The sequence below is a fragment of the Pseudomonas sp. CCI1.1 genome, assembly GCF_034348165.1.
Classification (GTDB): Bacteria; Pseudomonadota; Gammaproteobacteria; order Pseudomonadales; family Pseudomonadaceae; genus Aquipseudomonas; species Aquipseudomonas paracarnis.
In genome coordinates this window covers 1,174,497-1,192,408 of record NZ_CP133780.1, presented here as the reverse complement: position 1 = coordinate 1,192,408, position 17,912 = coordinate 1,174,497, and the positions used below count along the sequence as shown (strand labels likewise).

General features: G+C 54.5%; 15 protein-coding genes and 2 pseudogenes. 7 read left to right on the top strand and 10 right to left on the bottom strand.

Annotated features, from left to right (window positions below):
* The first annotated feature begins 1,545 nt into the window (after positions 1–1,545).
* The 4 genes from RHM69_RS05145 (at position 1,546) to RHM69_RS05130 (ending at position 4,404) form a co-directional block, all read left to right on the top strand.
* Positions 1,546–2,577 carry a hypothetical protein gene (locus tag RHM69_RS05145; protein WP_020302107.1) on the top strand — a complete coding sequence of 344 codons (1,032 nt, stop codon included), beginning with the start codon at positions 1,546–1,548 and terminating at the stop codon, positions 2,575–2,577.
* A gap of 556 nt (positions 2,578–3,133) precedes the next feature.
* Positions 3,134–3,610 carry a hypothetical protein gene (locus RHM69_RS05140; RefSeq protein WP_139129447.1) on the top strand — a complete coding sequence of 159 codons (477 nt, stop codon included), beginning with the start codon at positions 3,134–3,136 and terminating at the stop codon, positions 3,608–3,610.
* Positions 3,611–3,612: 2 nt separating this feature from the next.
* On the top strand, positions 3,613–3,990 hold the full coding sequence (locus RHM69_RS05135; protein ID WP_020302109.1) for a TIR domain-containing protein: 378 nt from the start codon (positions 3,613–3,615) through the stop codon (positions 3,988–3,990).
* A gap of 69 nt (positions 3,991–4,059) precedes the next feature.
* Entirely contained in the window at positions 4,060–4,404 is a 345-nt protein-coding gene (locus RHM69_RS05130) for a hypothetical protein (protein WP_020302110.1), read from the top strand.
* Between the two features lie 308 nt (positions 4,405–4,712).
* Here RHM69_RS05130 and RHM69_RS05125 read toward each other — a convergent pair whose 3' ends face one another.
* From RHM69_RS05125 to RHM69_RS05115, 3 genes are all read right to left on the bottom strand, one after another.
* Positions 4,713–5,297 (bottom strand): hypothetical protein, encoded by a 585-nt coding sequence (locus RHM69_RS05125; RefSeq protein WP_020302111.1) that lies wholly within the window; start codon positions 5,295–5,297, stop codon positions 4,713–4,715.
* Between the two features lie 406 nt (positions 5,298–5,703).
* Entirely contained in the window at positions 5,704–7,932 is a 2,229-nt protein-coding gene (locus RHM69_RS05120; protein WP_020302112.1) for a ThiF family adenylyltransferase, read from the bottom strand.
* Complete coding sequence (locus RHM69_RS05115) at positions 7,929–9,113, bottom strand: hypothetical protein (protein WP_020302113.1); 1,185 nt, start codon at positions 9,111–9,113, stop codon at positions 7,929–7,931. The genes RHM69_RS05120 and RHM69_RS05115 overlap by 4 nt, the downstream gene beginning before the upstream one ends.
* Positions 9,114–9,248: 135 nt before the next feature.
* Here RHM69_RS05115 and RHM69_RS05110 point away from each other — a divergent pair, with 135 nt between their 5' ends.
* A complete protein-coding gene (locus tag RHM69_RS05110; RefSeq protein WP_020302114.1) occupies positions 9,249–10,115 on the top strand; it encodes a WYL domain-containing protein in 867 nt (288 codons plus the stop codon).
* Between the two features lie 459 nt (positions 10,116–10,574).
* Here RHM69_RS05110 and RHM69_RS05105 read toward each other — a convergent pair whose 3' ends face one another.
* The 3 genes from RHM69_RS05105 to RHM69_RS05095 all read right to left on the bottom strand — a co-directional run bounded on the left by RHM69_RS05105 (position 10,575) and on the right by RHM69_RS05095 (position 12,614).
* The gene (locus RHM69_RS05105) at positions 10,575–10,925 is read right to left on the bottom strand and encodes a hypothetical protein (protein ID WP_020302115.1); all 351 of its coding nucleotides are present in this window, start codon (positions 10,923–10,925) and stop codon (positions 10,575–10,577) included.
* Positions 10,926–11,028: 103 nt separating this feature from the next.
* Positions 11,029–11,511: a hypothetical protein gene (locus tag RHM69_RS05100; RefSeq protein WP_032904893.1), complete on the bottom strand. Its 483-nt coding sequence runs from the start codon at positions 11,509–11,511 to the stop codon at positions 11,029–11,031.
* Between the two features lie 32 nt (positions 11,512–11,543).
* Complete coding sequence (locus RHM69_RS05095) at positions 11,544–12,614, bottom strand: ComEC/Rec2 family competence protein (protein WP_020302117.1); 1,071 nt, start codon at positions 12,612–12,614, stop codon at positions 11,544–11,546.
* Between the two features lie 1,324 nt (positions 12,615–13,938).
* Here RHM69_RS05095 and RHM69_RS31045 point away from each other — a divergent pair.
* Both RHM69_RS31045 and RHM69_RS31040 read left to right on the top strand, forming a co-directional pair.
* A pseudogene (locus RHM69_RS31045) lies at positions 13,939–14,670 on the top strand (methyl-accepting chemotaxis protein); the annotation flags it as partial.
* A gap of 165 nt (positions 14,671–14,835) precedes the next feature.
* On the top strand, positions 14,836–15,603 hold the full coding sequence (locus RHM69_RS31040; protein ID WP_370588396.1) for a methyl-accepting chemotaxis protein: 768 nt from the start codon (positions 14,836–14,838) through the stop codon (positions 15,601–15,603).
* A gap of 89 nt (positions 15,604–15,692) precedes the next feature.
* Here the strand turns inward: RHM69_RS31040 and RHM69_RS05085 are convergent.
* The 4 genes and pseudogenes from RHM69_RS05085 to RHM69_RS05070 form a co-directional block, all read right to left on the bottom strand.
* Positions 15,693–15,994 (bottom strand): annotated as a pseudogene (locus tag RHM69_RS05085) (hypothetical protein); the annotation flags it as partial.
* Between the two features lie 165 nt (positions 15,995–16,159).
* Positions 16,160–16,441, bottom strand: coding sequence for a type II toxin-antitoxin system YafQ family toxin (locus RHM69_RS05080; RefSeq protein ID WP_011282522.1), 282 nt, complete (start codon positions 16,439–16,441; stop codon positions 16,160–16,162).
* Positions 16,428–16,691 (bottom strand): type II toxin-antitoxin system RelB/DinJ family antitoxin, encoded by a 264-nt coding sequence (locus RHM69_RS05075; RefSeq protein ID WP_020303033.1) that lies wholly within the window; start codon positions 16,689–16,691, stop codon positions 16,428–16,430. Before RHM69_RS05075 ends, RHM69_RS05080 begins: the two co-directional genes overlap by 14 nt.
* 163 nt (positions 16,692–16,854) lie before the next feature.
* Positions 16,855–17,772: a recombinase family protein gene (locus RHM69_RS05070; RefSeq protein WP_017335988.1), complete on the bottom strand. Its 918-nt coding sequence runs from the start codon at positions 17,770–17,772 to the stop codon at positions 16,855–16,857.
* Positions 17,773–17,912: the final 140 nt, after the last annotated feature.

Below are 17,912 nucleotides of genomic sequence, written 5' to 3'. Positions count from 1 at the left end.
ATCTACAGATGATCTGCACTGATGGGTTCACGACGTATTCTTTTTTGGTCTCCATTGGCCCTCGTGGTCTCCGTTTAAGGATTTCACTAACCAGGCCGGCGTGTCCCTTGCGGGCTTCGTCGCGACTGATTTTACTTCGTGAATCGCAGGTCCACCTCCAAGCACGGCGCTGTGTGAAATCTGCAGCTTTCGGCATGGAGTTGGTGCACGGATTTCACGGGCTGCCATTCGCGCAATGACCAACGCCGGCTGAGTTACATTCAGATAAGGTCGTGGAGCTTTTGCAGCCACCTAATACCCTGGTAGCTGCTCCAGAATTTGGTTCGCTCAAAAGCGCAGTGATGTGCTAGTGCGTTATCGTTGTAAACCAAATTTTTTACTTGTTAACCACGGTGGTTAACAGATCAGAAAACAGGTTTACAGTACGCCACGACTTGTTCAGGGCGTTTACTTTTGCGTTGGCGGCGATTGCGGTCTCTTCGCAGGCCTGAAACTGCTTGCCAACGGGCATTGCTTTCGTGAGTGTTGAACTGCTAAAGCCCTTATGCCATAACGAAAAATGCTCCGCATCTTTTGATACGGAGCATTTTCTTTTCTGCTAATGAGCCCATCTGTATTCGGGTAAAGCAGATCCGGTCACCACTTCGCCTTATAAGGCATCGGCCCGCCTTGCGCGAGCACCCTCTCGGGCTAGGGGACGTTCGAATCTCAACCGGTTAGTCGTCCCGCAGTTGCATTGCTACAGTAGAGAGAGGTTGACGCCTGTGTCAATCACATTGACAGCGCCTACCCCTACACGCCCGGGTCAACTGCCCCCAGCTGCGCAGTAATTCTTTAATTTCGTTCGCTGCGGCGAAAGCGCGAATGATTACCTCCAGCGCTCCGCTACCTGATCGACATGTAATATCCGATGACTGTCAGAATCTGAAATCTGCAATGCAGTATCCCGTAAAGGATAACAAGATGCCGGCCCCGTATCCGCTGTTTAACACCTACAAAGAATTCGTCAATCACACTAGCGATGAACCTGACCCGTGCCTACCGCTGGTGATGAACTATCTGGCGAACTTTGATGCATATCTCAAACCCATGGACGGTTTCGAAGCCGTCCGTGGTTTTCTGCGTTCGTACTCCAACGTCGGTATGTCAGGTCGTCTTGATAGGCTTATCGAGAGCGGATGCGTGGTCTCGCCGGACTCAGGGTTCCGTAAAGCGAGTCTGCTCTGGTTGCGAGAAACAAGTATGCACCACAGCGCAAGGACGTTGAGGATGGATGACGTAACCAGACTTGTGCGAAAATCAAACGCCGAAACTGCCTACCAACGTTTCTGTGCGTGGCGTGGTTAGAATCTAGCAGGTCTGCCCTACTCTTTCTGGGGGTGGTTTCTAGCAAGCCTTTTTTAACTCAACTAAACATCTATTTAGTTGAGCTAATAGTCATCCTGTTTTGGTGTCATCCTTCCAAGCCCTATTTTGCCATATCCGATAACTGTCAGACTTGGATATTGGGCAGCCTTCTAGGCCACGATGGGTGCTGAACCAGGCATGGTTTCCGTTCCAGCCCTCAAATTTGCTGCCAGACACATTCTTGTCGACCTCGCGGAGGTGAAGTCGCTGGCGAAGGCGACCGGCGCACCCTGGCTGCGGCTGGTCGACGTCGGCCCTGCGCGGGCGGAGTTCGTGTTGCCCACTTTCACAGCGCCAGCGCCGCTACGGCGAGTCCTCGATACACCGATTGCCTCAGGGCATATCGGTACCACCAAGACCCTGAAGCCGCAGACCCTGGCTACAGCAAAAATATGGGATTACTCGGCGACCTATTCAATGCCTGGACATGGATTGCAGCCAGGTACAGATGCGGTATACGCCCGAGTGACCTCGCCTATAGCCGGTCAGTCTCTCACTCGAACAAGATTTTCCGAACAAAGTTTGCTTGTCGCGGCCGATAATTTCATCGCAACTGCCGGAGAATGCATCGGTGGAATGGCCGTCATCAGCGATCTGCAAGCCTCTGCTGCCCGCCTCGAGCACGAGCTCGCCAACTACGCACCGATCAGTAGCTTTGGCTTAGGTAAAGTAGTGATCGTATCGGCGCGCATCGCGCACAACGGAAAGAAATGGGAGTCCAGTAACGCTGATCTTGAAGTTGATGTCGATAAGGATGGGGCGTCGCTCAAGCTGGGCGTAAAAAGCCTCGAAGCTTGCCGTTACCCCTGTGCCACTACTGACCTTTATGCAACCCGAAACGAACAACTCGCCGGCGGTTTTGGAGCGCGTCCCCAGAAGAGGCCCGTCTTCCAGGAGTTTATTTATGCAACGCCTTCAGTCGGGTTTAAAAGCGAGGCCCTGCCAATCATCGAAGTCGCGGAAATGCTCACCGGCGGCACGGCTTCTAATGATCCGCAGAAATGGCTCACCCAAGTAATTAATGAGCTTCTTGGCGGCGCAACCACCGAACAGCTACAGCAACTGCTCGTGCAATGCACGCTCGGATTTTATCCAAACAACGTGTACTCATTGACAGGGCAGAATAGCGAGCCCACCGCATGTCACCATGCTGACATCGAGAGGAGATAGCGCCAGCACTGATATACCTGCAGGCGCCTCAAGCGCGGCAACTATGTGGCTTAGCGAGGTCGGCGGTTCCGCAGCACTAGGGTTCTGGAGTGCGGAAGTGATTGTATTTAGAAATGGAGCGGGCTCGGCGCCGGAAAGATTCCTTGCACTGCACAGAGTCCGTGGCGAACTTGCCAAAAATGGCAATGCCAGTGAGAAGAAAAAGCTCGCGAATGGGAAGCAGACGGGAGCGAAGGCGAAACCCTAACTCAATGCGACCGGCCAATTGCCGCAAGCGTTTCCTCGCCGCCAGCTTCCAAGGCTCAACGGCCCAGCGCTCAGCAGCTGGGCGCTGACGTCAATGACATCAACTTCAGAGCCGCTCGGATGCAGCCCTGAAGTTGCGCAAGCACTTGCCGTCGCGCGTTATCCCGCTCCCCTTCGTCAACTATGGGAACTCCCTGCCCCTAGCCAAAATTTTGACAATAGTCGCAGAGTGCTATAACTCTTTAACTCCGCGATCTTGGCGAAATCGGGCTCATAAGATAAGATCTCTCTTTCGCCAAGGGTTTTAAATATGAGCAGTGGGATGCCGGAATATAAGAAGAGCTTAGATGACGAGCTAGACTGGTCCTCGGTTGAGCAATACCATGAATCAACAATGCAAATTAGCAATCAATGCTTTGAATACAAAAAATTATGCGTGGGTGCCTTGGGCATTATTATCGCGGCCATGCTGAAGCTCGGAACGGATACAACTCCATTATTGCTTTCGCTAACCTGCCTATTCATTAGCACCGGGTTCTGGATGTGCGATACCACAGCCTATTACTATCAAAGAGTGAATCGACAGAAAATTTTGAATCTTCAAACTAAAATCTCAAACCGAAACACTGGAGAATCTATCGCCCCACCTATACTGCCTAATTCATGGAATGCAGCGATTTTTAACAAATCCATGCTGCTATACATTTACTGCTCAACCATTTTCGTACTCATCATGCTCGCAACCATCATCATGCATATTGTCAAGCATTTCGCCTCTGGCCAGTAAAAATGAAGATATTTATCAGCTACACCACCAGAGACAAAATAATAACGAGAGACTTTCTTAGTATCTTGGAGTTCGAATTATCTGACTTGGGGGATATCTATATCGATCTTCTTCACAATCACTCAAAAAATAAGCAAGCAAGAGTGGCAAATGAGTTGCAGCAGGCAGATATTTTTATGCTGCTGAGCACTGATTCCATAAAAAACTCACCGTGGGTAAAATGGGAAATAGATACTGCGAAGGCAATTGATCTTCATGGCGTCACCATACATGCGGACGCTTCCACAAACGAATTTTCCATAGATGAAATTCGCCTGACCATCTCTGGTGCTATCGATAAGTTAGTTGCAGCCCGAAAAGCTCCCCCATTAAGTCTCTGAAAAACCAGAGACAAAAAATTATCACCCCGATGGTTATATCTGCCACCCACTAAAGGTAATAGGATAGTTATGAGTGAGCTCTCAAAGCGGGAACGATTGCTGATTTTTATGGAACAGCTTGGGTCCGCTGGATGTGTGGGAACGAAAAGCGAGGCCTTCAAGCTTGTAGAAACGATTTTGGATAAAGTAGAAGATGATCACAGCGGACAGCCTAAAAATTATAAAGATACAGGGCAACGTATGTATTTATGGGATTTTACCAAATGGGTTCACGATGACTCAGGGCTCTCATCTATAGTGCTAAAAAACCATATGCTATCTTTGTACGAAGACGGCAGCATCAAAATAGAAATTCTCTTGGGGAGTGGTCCGATCACTGTATTCTCCAAGTCGGGCATGACGGCGACCATTTAATACCCCTCGCACGACTTGAAGCTACCCCTTCAGGGCCTCTAGATCGGCCAGGTATCTTTTGAGTTGACGGAACTATGCGAACTTTGACATAAGTAATTCTTGAGTAGTAATTTCCCAACGAGACTATAAATGGAAATTCACATCTAGGGATTACCAACGTCCCATCGCCATTGTCTGCGACGCCCCCGCCAAGGCTGTTCAGAAAAAATACAGTCGGAAGTATCATTAAAAATATGACACCCCAGTGCCGCTTGACTTTGCGTGACATGGCCTCCATGAGCAACATCATTCCCACCATACACCTGCAACTACGATACCGATCTCACTCCCGCCCAGAAAAATCCGAACATCACAATGAGCGAGGAAACAGCTATAACCCCATAAGTGGCCCAACCATATCTAGCAAAGAGAACAACAAATCTAAGAAGCGAGAAAGATGTAATTGTGATCGCAAGGACTATTAGAGCAAAGCAATAAATTCCTGCGATCGCAGCCCCAAAATTGGAAAAAACCCCGTGCGTCGTCAGCATGAGCACGCTGCCTAAAAAGCCGCCCAACGCTTGTTCACCCAGAAAAGCCGATACCACCGGAAACGTAATAGGTACCTCATTGTCAGGTAAGGCCAGGAAATTTGAGAATCGGGTTTCTCCGGCCGCTTCGATCCGTCTCCTTGCGAACGGAAGCCACAATATAAAGCCCCCCAAGGCGCTGATCATAACCGCCGAGAATACATATACCGGTTCGCGACCAGAAAGATAGAGTTGAAGATAGGCGACATCCAGCAGGGCCACAACAACCAAGACCACACCCGCAATAAGGAGCTCCCACCCTCCATAGACACCATTCAGATGTTGCTCGCCTCCACTATTCAACTCCGACTTCGTTTCGTTCATTTTTTCTACCCACTATTCCCGTTGACGGTTACTAGCATTAAAGATGTACGGATTAGGTAAAGTTCAAAACTCAAATTTTTAACTATGCGCGGCGCAATGGATTACCTGAGATCACTGCCATAATAGAAGCCAATCTCCCCTTGTGCTCTTGATGCCTGGTATCCAATTGAACGACTTGTACTGGGCAGCGCTCCATGCCAAGCAGGCATTTAAGGTGGACGATCATGTCAGCAACGCTTGCGGCCTAAAGCAACGCTGCTAAAGAGCTAAATCGTACTTCCATCGCAGCCTAATATTGGCCAAGCCCACACCTATATAGATGCCCAACCGGTCAAGTCGTCTACCCACTAGCGTCCTGCCGCAGGGTGGACGTGAGTGAACTTGCAGCACGTTCTAATGTTTAACGTTATTGCTTAACAACTATGTTTATCTCATGCTCCGAAACGATGACCATAACCGCAGGCAAGCCATCAGCACTCATTCTTTGATGCAAGGTCGCTATCAACTTTTCGTCGTCAACACTCGCCCTTGCCGAAGAGCCTGGCGGATGGGAATGCCAGTCGCCTACGTAATCAACCACCCGCGCAGTCAATTGCTGCACCCTTTCTAATGCCTCCCGTTGTCCTTCCTTGCCGCGGATGAAATGAGTAGGGCTGGATTCGCTGTCGGATGGCGCAGGTAGCACATCAACAAGAGTGATGGTCCTGTTCTTGAAATCGGTGACACCGAGAATGGCACCACCGGTTTCATTTGGCAGCGCGCCCCTTCTGATGTCCTTAAGCTTCAGCCGAAGACCGTGGTCATACGTGACGGTCCAGCCCGCGGTAATTTCGCGCGTCACTGCAAACAGTTCCACCTCGTGCGCGTGAACGGCCCCTGAAGCCTCATCGGATGACCAAATACAGAGCCGGGCCTCCTCTTTAAGCACTGCCTGGCGAAGTTGGCGCGACAAGATCCCGGCATGTGCATGAATGCACTCATTGGACATGCGCACCGATATGTCCCGGCAACCGCCTCCCACCCAGCGGTCGCCGTAATGATGCTCGAGATGAGATTGCCCCCACTCACTGTTCAGGATCGCGCGGTAATACTGCCCCTCCAGGGCGTCGATTCGCTGCGTCCTGCTGGCGTCCTCCATGAGCATGACACTGGAGAGCCCCGAGGGAGTGAGGAACAAACTGATGGTTCGAGGTGCATCATCGCGAACTGCCAAGCTACGAGGCGCTTCAAAGGTGGTGGTGACATCCACCACTAGCTGCGCGTCTCGAAGCGCCTGAACCACATCCCCATCTTCCTCGACAACGCTCTTGGCGATGGCAGTCGGGGCGGGCTCATGCGGATAGATGTACGTCGCCAGCTCCTGCACAACCGCGGTCTTCGACAGACCCAGGTGGCCATCGAACCCCCATTGCCGGACCAGATTGTGCGGCATCAACTGATCAGGATCGATAAATGTCCATTGCCCCCAGCCCGAGCGCACCCAGATATCAGCCAAGGTGCTTCCCAAGGCCCCGACACCGGCCAATACGCCTTTAAAAACGGCGGTGTCATGGTCAATTGCAGACAGATCCCGCGCATTCTTGGCGTCCATCCCGGGACGAATTTCCACAGGTAACAGCGGAAGCTTCTGCCAGCCCGCACCGACCTGGCCATCCAGTGGCTGGAAGCGGAACTGCAGCCCCTCCCCGTCCTTTGGCCCTAAGATATCGAATGCACAGGCGAGCTCGTAGAGTGAAGTGCCTACTACATACCCCATAACATTAGGGCGCTCGTCGCGCCCATTGCGTAAGCGCGGTACCCACACCAGAATCAGCAGTGCCTCCCCTTTCCCACTCGGCGGTTTGATGCCATTTGGTATGGCGTCGAAGGTGGTCTTTAGCAGCCGATCGGCCAACTCACTGCCCCACGACACCAGGTGTTCGTGCAGTGCGCCCAAGGTCTCGGGAAACATCACCACTGACTTGGCCTCGACTGGAAGGACCTCGATCGTCAGCATGCGGATGGCCTTCACCGACGATCCATCACTCTCAGGTACCGCCCTCCAAGTGATAGGCGGCCCTTTCTGGACCTCTTGAATCATCAACTTGCGGTCGACCGAGTTCGCATATTCGTATTGATTGGCGGGTAGAATCAGCTGGTACGGGCTGAGATAAAAGAGCTGTTCCAGCGGTTGATCCTCCCGGTGAAGGCGCAGCTCGGATGACTCCTTAAGCCACCAGAATATCCGACGGAGGAATCGCTCTGCGGTCCAGCTGCGCTCTTCGGCACTCCACGCCGTTTCGTACAGGCAAAGTGTCCTTGGTGTGCCGGGCACCCAGGCATGTTGGTGTGACAGACTCGGAAAGTCTTTGCGCAATGTGCGAGCGACAATGGGGACCCTCCGCTCGGGATTGATCTCTATCGCCAACCGTTCTTTGCGCCGAATCCGCCCTGGGTTGCCCGCGTTGACTTCACCGTCACCCGCATCAATGACGATGTATTCCGAACGATCGTCGCCCTGCTCCGCAATACGCAATTCACGGATCGCAATGTGAGGATGTTTCTCACAGGCTTTTATCAGAGCCACGGTCGCTGGGTAGAGCGGCGCACTGGTCAGAGTGTCGGGTAACTCCCCCAGTTCGAAATATTCGATCATCGTTCAGGTGCACCCGCGCGCGGTGCCGCAGCTGCGGCGGTACTTGCGGCAGCAGAAGCGATACCTACCGCGGCGATCCGGCTCACACTCCCATTGCTCGCGACCTCCAATTCGAGGACTGCGGCATCCTTCAAGTCCCCGGTACAGCCGAACCAGCCGTCCACCTCGTCGGTGATTTCGTCATACTCACGCTTGGCGCGGATGCTCGGTGGATCAACGGCATCGTCGAGAATTTTGTTGCTACTGGAAATGATGGTCGCACCGCCGCGTGCCTGACCGAGTGCCTTGCGCGCAGCATCGCAGAGTTGGGCGTTCTCCCGGAGGTCCGACCAGCTGTCGTACGAGAGCGATCGCCAAGAGCAGTGATGCGGTGCCAGCAGGAGATCGTACTCCAACACTTCCGGTGTATCTTGGAAGCGCTCCCACATACGCTCCCAAATCAGCACCCGCGCATCACCGCCTGTCAGAAAGCGCGTCTTGCGGCTCGAAAAAATGGAAGGCGAAATTTCCATGTTCATGACGATGCTGGAGTCATTTTTAGACAGCAGAGTCTCCAGCTCCTGATCATCTTCATGCGGCGCTGGCGCTAATAGGCGAGCGGAAAACAGCGATGAATACTCACCGTCAATTTTGTTGAAAGTATCGCCCGACCTTATCAGGATGGCGCCTAAATCATCGGTTTTGTCGTCGTTGTCTTCACCCATGATGAGAATGCGATTGCCGCTGGTGGCATAACCATTTGCACGCCAGTGCGCCACGCGCCGGCGAGCTTCCGAATTGAAGGCGCGCGCATCGTCACACAAGGTGTGGTTCACTGAACGACGGCGGAAAATCAGCGGAGACGACCACAGTTCACGGATGATAATGCGCCGTTCTGAGCGCTCAAGATGGTCATCCGGATAGTCCTCCGGACGCCCCAGCCAGAAATGCTTGCGCAGGCCGCGGCAATGGTCCTGATCCGGATGGCTAAGCATAAAGGCGTCAACAAACGGACGCTGATCCTTGTCATACATCAACCGCTGACGCAGTGCGCCTGCAACGTCAGGCATGTCATCGTCGGGATCATCCGCTGAACTACGAATGTTGATGTCGGTCAGGATAGTTGTCACGCGTGTGTCCGCGAGCCGAACCAGAGTCATGTCGCCATTACCGACCTGAAAGAACGTAATTTTTGCTGCCATTGACGCCTCCTGGGCGGTTACGCACGATTGAGTTCTGGCACCGCGAAGGCTAAGATACGTATAGAAAAACTACCCGTCTAGTAGTTATGCGGATAATTTTTATACGCATATAAAAAAGCATGGAAAATCAATAACATGACCGAGCAGATCACCCGTACTGGCCGATGGGGTCAAGACCGAAGACTGGAGTTCATCGATTTCCGTCTGCTGTGGGAGGGACGATTGAATCGCTCCGACCTAACGACCTTTTTCAGAATCTCTGTTCCCCAAGCATCCTTGGATTTGTCCAGGTACCAGGAGCTTGCACCGGACAACCTGATCTACGATCGCACCCTCAAGGCCTACGTCGCCTCACCCTTCTTTAAGCCGATTCTGGCCAGTTTTGACAGCAGTCAATATTTGAACGAACTGTTGTTGCGTGAGCACGGCACCGTTGCCCCGGGTGATAGCTTCATCGGTTGGGCGCCGCCCGTTGCGAGCCTCCCCTCGCCTACTCGCAAGGTCGAGCCTCACATACTTGTGAGTATGATTAGAGCGCTGCAAAAACAGCAGGCAGTAGTCTGCGATTACCGGTCTCTGACAAGTTTTGACGAAGCCGCGACCCGCACAATTTACCCCACTTCATTTGCCCATGATGGGTTTCGATGGCACATACGTGCTTATTGTTTTAAATCGTCAAAATACAAGGATTACGTGCTCGGTCGCATCATGCAGATCACAGAATCAATCGCTCCACCTGGCGAAGTTCCTCAGGATGTTGAATGGGAAACTTTCATTGATATCGTGATCGGCCCAAATCCTAATTATTCCAACCCCAAAAGATTAGCCATTGAACACGATTACCAAATGATCAACGGCGAGACAAAGATCCGCGCTCGTAAGGCCCAGTTGTATTATTTAACCCGGCGCCTAAATTTGGATATAAAGCCTGATGAACCCCTTAAGGATTCGCAGCAAATCGTAATGTTACGAATTGAAGAATGCTCCGCATCCGGACAGTAGGGCAATAATGATGAGCCCTGCTCGGTGGCGAGACCGCACCACGCCGAGACTGAATACTCCCTGAAGAGGTGGATAACGCAATCCCCGCGGTGTTGAAGGCAGAAATGCCCTTCGATGCGCCGGTGACCAATGCCACCCTTCCTGACAGTTCAAGACCCATCGGGTGTCTTCATTTTTAAGAATTGATCCAAGCCCGAAGTGCTTCGGTGGCTCAATTTATCAATTCTCCGGCGCGAGCCTTAGACCGCAAAAATGGATACCATCCATTCCGAGTTGGAACAGGCCTGTCCTCCTGATCCCCCCCTGTCATGCCCAGCCGCAGCGGGGGTGAGGCACTTGGGCGTCAGCTGGTGCGCGTTGACTGGCGACGGCGTGAACACCCTGCAGATCATTGAGGATCCTGTGACGTTGCAGGGGGGGGGCGCAGCGTACCTTGCCCCTCCTGTGCCTTACCTGGTCTCACCTGGTCGCGTGGTGTTTCGCGATGGCTTGGATGGCCTTCTTCGCCGAGAACTCTTTATCGGCTTTCGCGTCGGAATTGAACCGAACGACAAAAGCTTGTGTTGTTCCCCCCTTACCACCCACACCCCTTCCGACATTGCGCACGCAAAAAGCTATGGGTGAGGCTGGTACTGGCCAATCCGTGTACTCACAATATTTGAGGTAAAGCTCACGCAGCAATTCGAACTCCTGCGGCTGGGTGATATCGGCCGCAGAGGCGCTGTATTTGTCGCGCAGGGCATAAAAGTAAGCTTCCGCTTCCTTCTGTGACTCAAATGTGTGATCAAGCAAGGCAAGTTCGTTGGCCACCTTAACTCCTTAGAAACATTGAAGGATTCCTGGGAAACACCTCAAACGGGCCGGTCGGACCAGAGGGCCACGGGCCCTATGCGGGAAGGGCCCGGCGTGTGCCTTACTGCCGGTCGCCTGCAGAGGTATCGTCCTTGCGCACCTCGGAAGCTCTCGACTTATCGATGCCCCAGACGGCTTTGGCCACCTCTTCGATTTTGGCGACAAACTTGTCGACATTCAGTCCCGCAATGAATGCCAGGGCAAAAAAACCGATTTCACTGGCATCACTTTTAGCGCTGGATTCAAGGACCAACAATCCAGCCTTTAAAAACAGGTAGCTGACTGCGCCGGCCACAATGCTGGTGATCGGTCGAATGAAATACCAAACATGCCAATCGGGATCCCAACGTTTGTGCATACATTTGTTGAGATACACCGCTCTTAAGCAGTACAGACATCCCCCAACGCATGCAATGGCCCCACACATCAGCGGCACCCTCAGCACCTCGTAGGGTTGGCTCAGCCAACCCAATGCCATCGCGCCAATGGAATACGTCGCCAGAAACAACAGCAGTACCAGATAAAGAGGGATAATGAACAGCATGAGATTGGTCGTGACTCTCGAAGTAGGATCGGTCAATTTTCTTGCTCTTCTGGAAAAGCCGTCTGGGGCACCGCCGACCACCCTACTCGCTGATTGCCGTTGAACCACAGAATGTCGGTGCCCTCCAGGGCTGCGAAATGCGCGCCCCGGTGCATCATCGCACGCACTACCGACTTTCGCGGATGGTCTTCATCCGCCTTTGCGGAACTGCAGATCGCCGACCACACCGGCTCATCCGGCAGCGATGGTAGTCGTTCCCCCAGCCACCGATCTAACACCTCGGTGGACACATTATGCCGGCCACCGTGATGCGGCACCTGAAACAACTCGAGCCCGGGCAACGCCAAACCGACATGGGGGGCGAAGTCCGCTGCTTCGGTCAGCCCTTCGCGGCCGGTGTCGCCGGTCAACAGGATTTTCGATTCATTGATTTTTGCGTATTGAACGACGCTCATTTCATTTTCACTGCTCGTACCGGCAGCTGGAAAGTACTCATTGCCCCAAACCGATTTCACCAGGTTTGTCAATGCTCGAAACGCTTTGGCAATGCCCTCGAAAGACTCGCCGATCACCGAGGCCTCCTCGGCTTCCGGCGTTTTTTCGGACTCCACGATCAAGTCCAAATATCGGCGGCGAGAAGGCGCCAGCACGTGGAAGGCACCGATACGCTGGCCCTGTAGTGGGCTGTAGATCGGGATATTTCGCGCTAGGGCAATCGCTTCGAGCGTTGCGCTGGCGGAATACACCGACCTCAACTTTCGCTCCAGTGCGTCGGCAGAGGTATAAGTCGCGAAACGGGGCAGCAGCTCTGCGGCGTACTGCCAGGGTCGATTGAGCCATAGTGCTCCCACACTGCAATTTTCAAGCACCGCTCTCAGGCCATTGGCGTGGTCACGATCGGGGTGGGTTAGCACGACATGGTCGATCCGCGTTGTTCCATAATGCTGTTGAAGGTGTTCGATAATCTGGGGGCCAGTGTCGATATAGCCCCCGTCCACCACGTGTATTTGGGTGGTGCCATTGATGGTGTAACGCACCGTAATGGCATCGCCGCTTTTCGAGGTTTCGACGCCGATAAAGTCAATCTCAACACTGTCCGCCACGTCCTTGTGCTCCCTTCGTGCTTAATTGAGGTCGAGCCACATGCCAAGCATACTGGCCCTTTGACACGCTGCATCAGATTGGCCCAGCCCGTCAAGCCAATCGTCGTGCTGTACCCCCCCCAGCCTTGCCAGCCATGGGCTGGCTCATCCCGTTGTCTCCGCGTGCAGCGGACCACCCCATCGCCAATTTATCGCTGCGCCCGCCGGACAAAATAATTTCCGTGACCGCCCTTGAAGAAGTTGGATCCAACCCTATGTTGTGCATGAGCTAGTGGCCAGTGGCCGCCACCCAGTCAATGCCCCGCACTTAGATGTACCGGCTTGCAATCGAAAACGGCCGTGCTCGCAATCAGCGCAATTTCCGGCTCAGATTAACTGCGACTGACGGAGCCGTCTGGCTCAGATTATTTGCGAGCGAGCTTGCATTCAGCCGCGCCGGCTTGCATTCCATCGTTCCCTACTCACATTAACTGCAACTAGCCCCGTCTTTAGAGGTGGTAAAGATGCCGATGATGGCCATGGTGTTCTCCTTTCGGATTCATGGTCGCGCCCATCGCGTCCTTGTTGTGAGCCGATCGGCGGGTGAGGGCCGAACGCACTGCCAATGCAGCCGAAACGTAGAGAAGGACCTTGAGCTCCGAACAATTTGTTGCGCGAGAAAGCCGCTCGCCGGCGGGGAAAATGTTCGGTGGGAACGGTTGTGGGCCCAGGTCCGATCCCGCCAGGATTCACGACGACTCAAGGACGCATGGCTGACCGGCCGGACAGGAGTATTGGCCGACTCTAAACACCAGTCGTAGGCGCTGGAATCTCGCGACATGCGTAGCCCTTGCTTGGCGAAAAATATTCCCGATCGCCGAGCGCTCGATCTGACATTCGTCGTTCGGTATAGTAAAGAGTGCAGACCAGGCAGATAGGGGCGCCGGTAGCTTAAGGCCAAACCAGAGACGAGCCGCGCGAATGCTCGCCGAGGACCCGGTTTTCAAGCGCATGAGCTTATTTGACCGCGACGGAAACTTGGTCTCCTCAAGCCACGCGGATGAACCGCAAAAACTCCCTGCGGGTTGGCTGTCGCAACTGCGCGAACACACGGGTAGAAGTGCCCCGGCCAGGCGCGGAGGCTTCGATGAGCGCGGATCGGACATCTTGTCCTAACGGTCGACCCCGCCAGCGGGGGCTTCGTCAGCACCGCGCTGCAATTGCCGGCAGGGCTCTGGGACAACCATCTGCGTCTGGTCTGAAAGCGTTCAAGTATCGCAGCGGTACGCCGACATAAGGGGGCGAACGAACGGTCATTTGGCTGACCGCTCGCTCAATCTTGCGTATGACTCAAGCGCCCCCCTTTCGATACGAGACCGCCCAGATGCTCTTGAAAAAATCCCTGCGCGCTCAGCTGCTCACACTGATCGGCGGCAGCCTGTTGGTGATATTGCTGATCGCCTTCGCCAGTTTTTCCTTCTTGTCGGATGACATTTCCAAGTATCAACAACTACTCAAGGGTCCGATCGAAACGTCGCGCCTGATCGACGAAGCCAACGTGGAATTCAAAGTGCAGGTGCAGGAGTGGAAGAACGTCTTGCTGCGTGGCAAATCACCTGAAGCCTTGAGCAAGTACTGGCAAAGCTTCGAGAACCAGGAACGAAAGGTCCAGGACATCCTGGGCAGACTCGTTGAGCGAAGCGAGCACAACCCTGCCCTGTCAAAGCAGCTCCGCGACCTGCACGAGGAGCACCGGCGCCTCGGCGCCGCCTACCGCGCGGGCCGTGCGGCCTACATCGCCGGCGGAAACGATCCATTCGCCGGCGACGAGGCGGTTCAAGGCATCGACCGTGCCACCAGCGAACAGCTCAGTGGTTTGGTCATCCAGCAGCGCGATTCGGCGCTGCATCGTTCGGAAACCATCAGCGAAGCCGCAGATCGTAAAATAGTCGTCGGCTCGTTGGTAATGCTAGCCGCTGGCGTTTTCATCGCCTTGCTCAGCCTATGGTTGGTAAACCGCAATCTGATCGCCCCCATCCGTCACCTGATCGACCACATCGCCAAGCTCAGCCAGGGCGACTTTGCACAGCGCGTCGATGCGTCCCGTGCTGACGAATTGGGACGTCTGGCAGTTGCCGCGAATATCCTGCGTGACTTCCTTGCCGATACGTTCACCCTCCTGCAACGCAACACCTCGGACCTGGACAGCGCCAGTGGTGAATTGAGCGCCATCGCCGCACTGATGGGCCAAGGCACTCGCGAGCAGTTCTCGCGCACCGATCAGGTCGCTACCGCCATGCATGAAATGTCCGCTACGGCGCAGGAAGTCGCCCGTCACGCCGCCGAAGCCGCGCGTGCAGCGGATGCGGCCGATCATTCGGCGCAGCAGGGTGAGACCATGATGCGTTCGACTATCCAGACCATTACCCACATGCGCGGCGAGATCAGCAACACCGCCGAGGTAATACGCCGTCTGGAGACCGATAGCGGTCGCATTGGCAAGGTGCTGGAAGTTATTCGCGGCATCGCCGACCAGACCAATCTGCTGGCGCTAAACGCAGCCATCGAAGCCGCCCGCGCGGGCGATGCCGGACGCGGGTTTGCCGTCGTTGCCGACGAGGTGCGCACGCTGGCCAGGCGCACCGCCGACTCCACCGCTGAAATTCATCAGATTATCGACACGGTGCAGACCGGCGCGGTGGATGCGGTGCGTGCGATTGAAAATGGACAAACCCGCAGCAACGAAGGTGTCGAACAGGTTACGGAAGCGGGCAGCATGCTTCAGCGCATCACCCAAGAAGTCGAAGCGATCCGCGACATGAACCGTCAGATCGCTACCGCTGCCGAAGAGCAGACGTCCGTGGCGGAAGATATCTCGCGCAATCTGACCGAAATTACCGCCATCGCCACCACCAACCAGGACAATGTCGAGCGTACCGAGGCAGCCAGCCAGAACCTGCATACGCTGTCGGCCCAGCTCAGCGAAGTGACGCACCGCCTCGCGGGCTGACACAGGCTCTGCTCCGGCCCTAGATGATCGGTGTCACCACGTTGCTAGGTCCGACTCATCCGAGTTCGAGGGAGTTGGGGCAGGGCCGATCAACATGGCTTGTCTCGTGCTTGGTCGATTCGTTCCTGCATCGCCTGCATGACTTCTCGTGGGTGTACGACTTGGCGTTGGGGTCGTCGGCCTCACGGAGAGCTTCTTCGACCTCGCGGGTCATCCGCTCATATTCTTCTGGCCACAGCGCTTGCTCCATGCGCAGCGACGCCTGCCCCAGTAGGTGCAGACCGAACAGACGCATGTCATTGGTGGCGATGACGTGCTCTCGAATCCGCACCTGGATCACCTCATCGCCAGTTGATGCAGCTTCAACAGGTCGGTGCGCAGTTGCGGAGGCCCGCCGTCTGCGTTGTCACTCAATCGCCGCGCAGCTCGTCCACGGCATCGACTGCCCGCAGCAGTGCGGTGGTATCGAAACTCTCGGGAGTCAGTTCGTTCCAATCGTCGTCGGTGATGCTGATTGTCATGTAGCTTCTTTCCTTGTCCTGGGCAGACCCCGGCGTTACAGGCCAAGCTCGCTATGCGATCCGAGACGCACGAGTTGCAGCACGGCGTCATCCGGCTTGCGGTAAATCAACACCAGGTCGGGCTTGATGTGACAGTCCCGGTGGTCTTTCCAGTCGCCGGTGAGGGCGTGGTCACGGTGCTTCTCGGCCAGAGGCTGGTTATTCGCCAGGGCTGTGACGACGGCAATGAAATCGCTCGCCAGCGTCTGACGATGCGGGCCTTTGGCTTCGCGTTTATAATCGCGTTTGAACCGGCTGGTCTGTTCAATCGTCCGCATTCAGATCCGCCATCAGATCCTCGACGGAAGCGAACGACTTCAAGCCGCCACGGCGCGCTTCCTTCATCGCCTCGATGGTGGTGGCGTTCGGAATCAGCGGCTCGAACGGCAAGGCTTTCTCGCGGGCGACTCGGGTCAACATGATGCGGAAGGCGTCAGACACGGTGAGTCCCATCGCTGCCAGCACGACGGTCGCCTCTTCCTTGATGTGCTCGTCGATACGGGCACGGACTACAGCATTTGCGGACATGGTTTGATCCTCCAGATTGATGAGCTACATTGTAGCTCAATCCTTCCAGGAGTGCACCCAGCACACCTCGCCAGAGGCGTCTATCAAACGAAGGTTTATTGGACTGTCCGTACCATTGATGTTGGGGTTTGGGGAGCAATGGAACCAAAAACCAACATAAGCCCTACCACCTCCGCTCAGAGCCCTCTTCCCAAGCATCTGCCTCGATAAAGCAATTACGCATCTCGGCCTCTTGGCTGATCTCGGTCAGCAGATCATGTACCGTCTTATCCAGTGCCTCATCGTTGCGATAGGGAATGCTCAGCGCGTAGTTGCCCGACTCAAGCAGCTTCATGCCGTAAGGTTCCAGGCAGTAACGCTCGATATTCTCCAGTGCCCGTTTTTTACCACGCACGAACTTGCTGTTGTTCTCGACGGCCAGGCGCAATATGACCGTCGCGATCCGTTCGGCATTGTCCACTGCCGGTGGGACCGTGATGTTGAGATGCTGGGTGATTTTTGCGGGTACGCCGATCGTTATGCCGCGATGCCGGAGGTAGCGGTAAAGCGTGCTTTTGGAAATGTGCAGTTTCTTGCCAATGGCGCTCACACTTAACCGACCCTCTCGGTACAGCGTTTCTGCGGCCATAGCGGTCGCTTCCGCCTGAGCGGGCAGCCCCTTCGGGCGGCCACCGACTCGACCACGTGACCGTGCAGCGGACAAGCCTGCCTGTGTGCGCTCACGAATCAACTCACGTTCGAACTCTGCCAATGAAGCGAACAGGTTGAACACAAAGCGGCCTTGCGCGTGGGTGGTATCGATGGGGTCATTCAGACTTTGCAGGCCAACGTTACGAGCGGCCAATTCACCGACCAGTTCGACCAGGTGCTTGAGCGAGCGCCCTAGACGATCCAGCTTCCAAATCACCACAGCATCACCGGCCCGTACATGAACCAATAATTTGTCCAGTTCCGGACGTGCGCTTTTTGAGCCGCTGGCAACGTCTTGATAGATCCGCTCGCACCCTGCCTTTGTCAGAGCATCGATCTGGAGGTCGGCGTTCTGATCCCGAGTACTCACCCGCGCATAGCCAATTTTCATCAAAAGTACCGTTTACTCAACAGAGAAATTGAAAATAGAACCTTGATTAACGATACCAGTATTTAAAACCATAATATGGGCTAACTCGGAGCTGGGCAGGTCTTCCGTTAAAGTTCTATAAAACGAGGGTTTTATCGAAC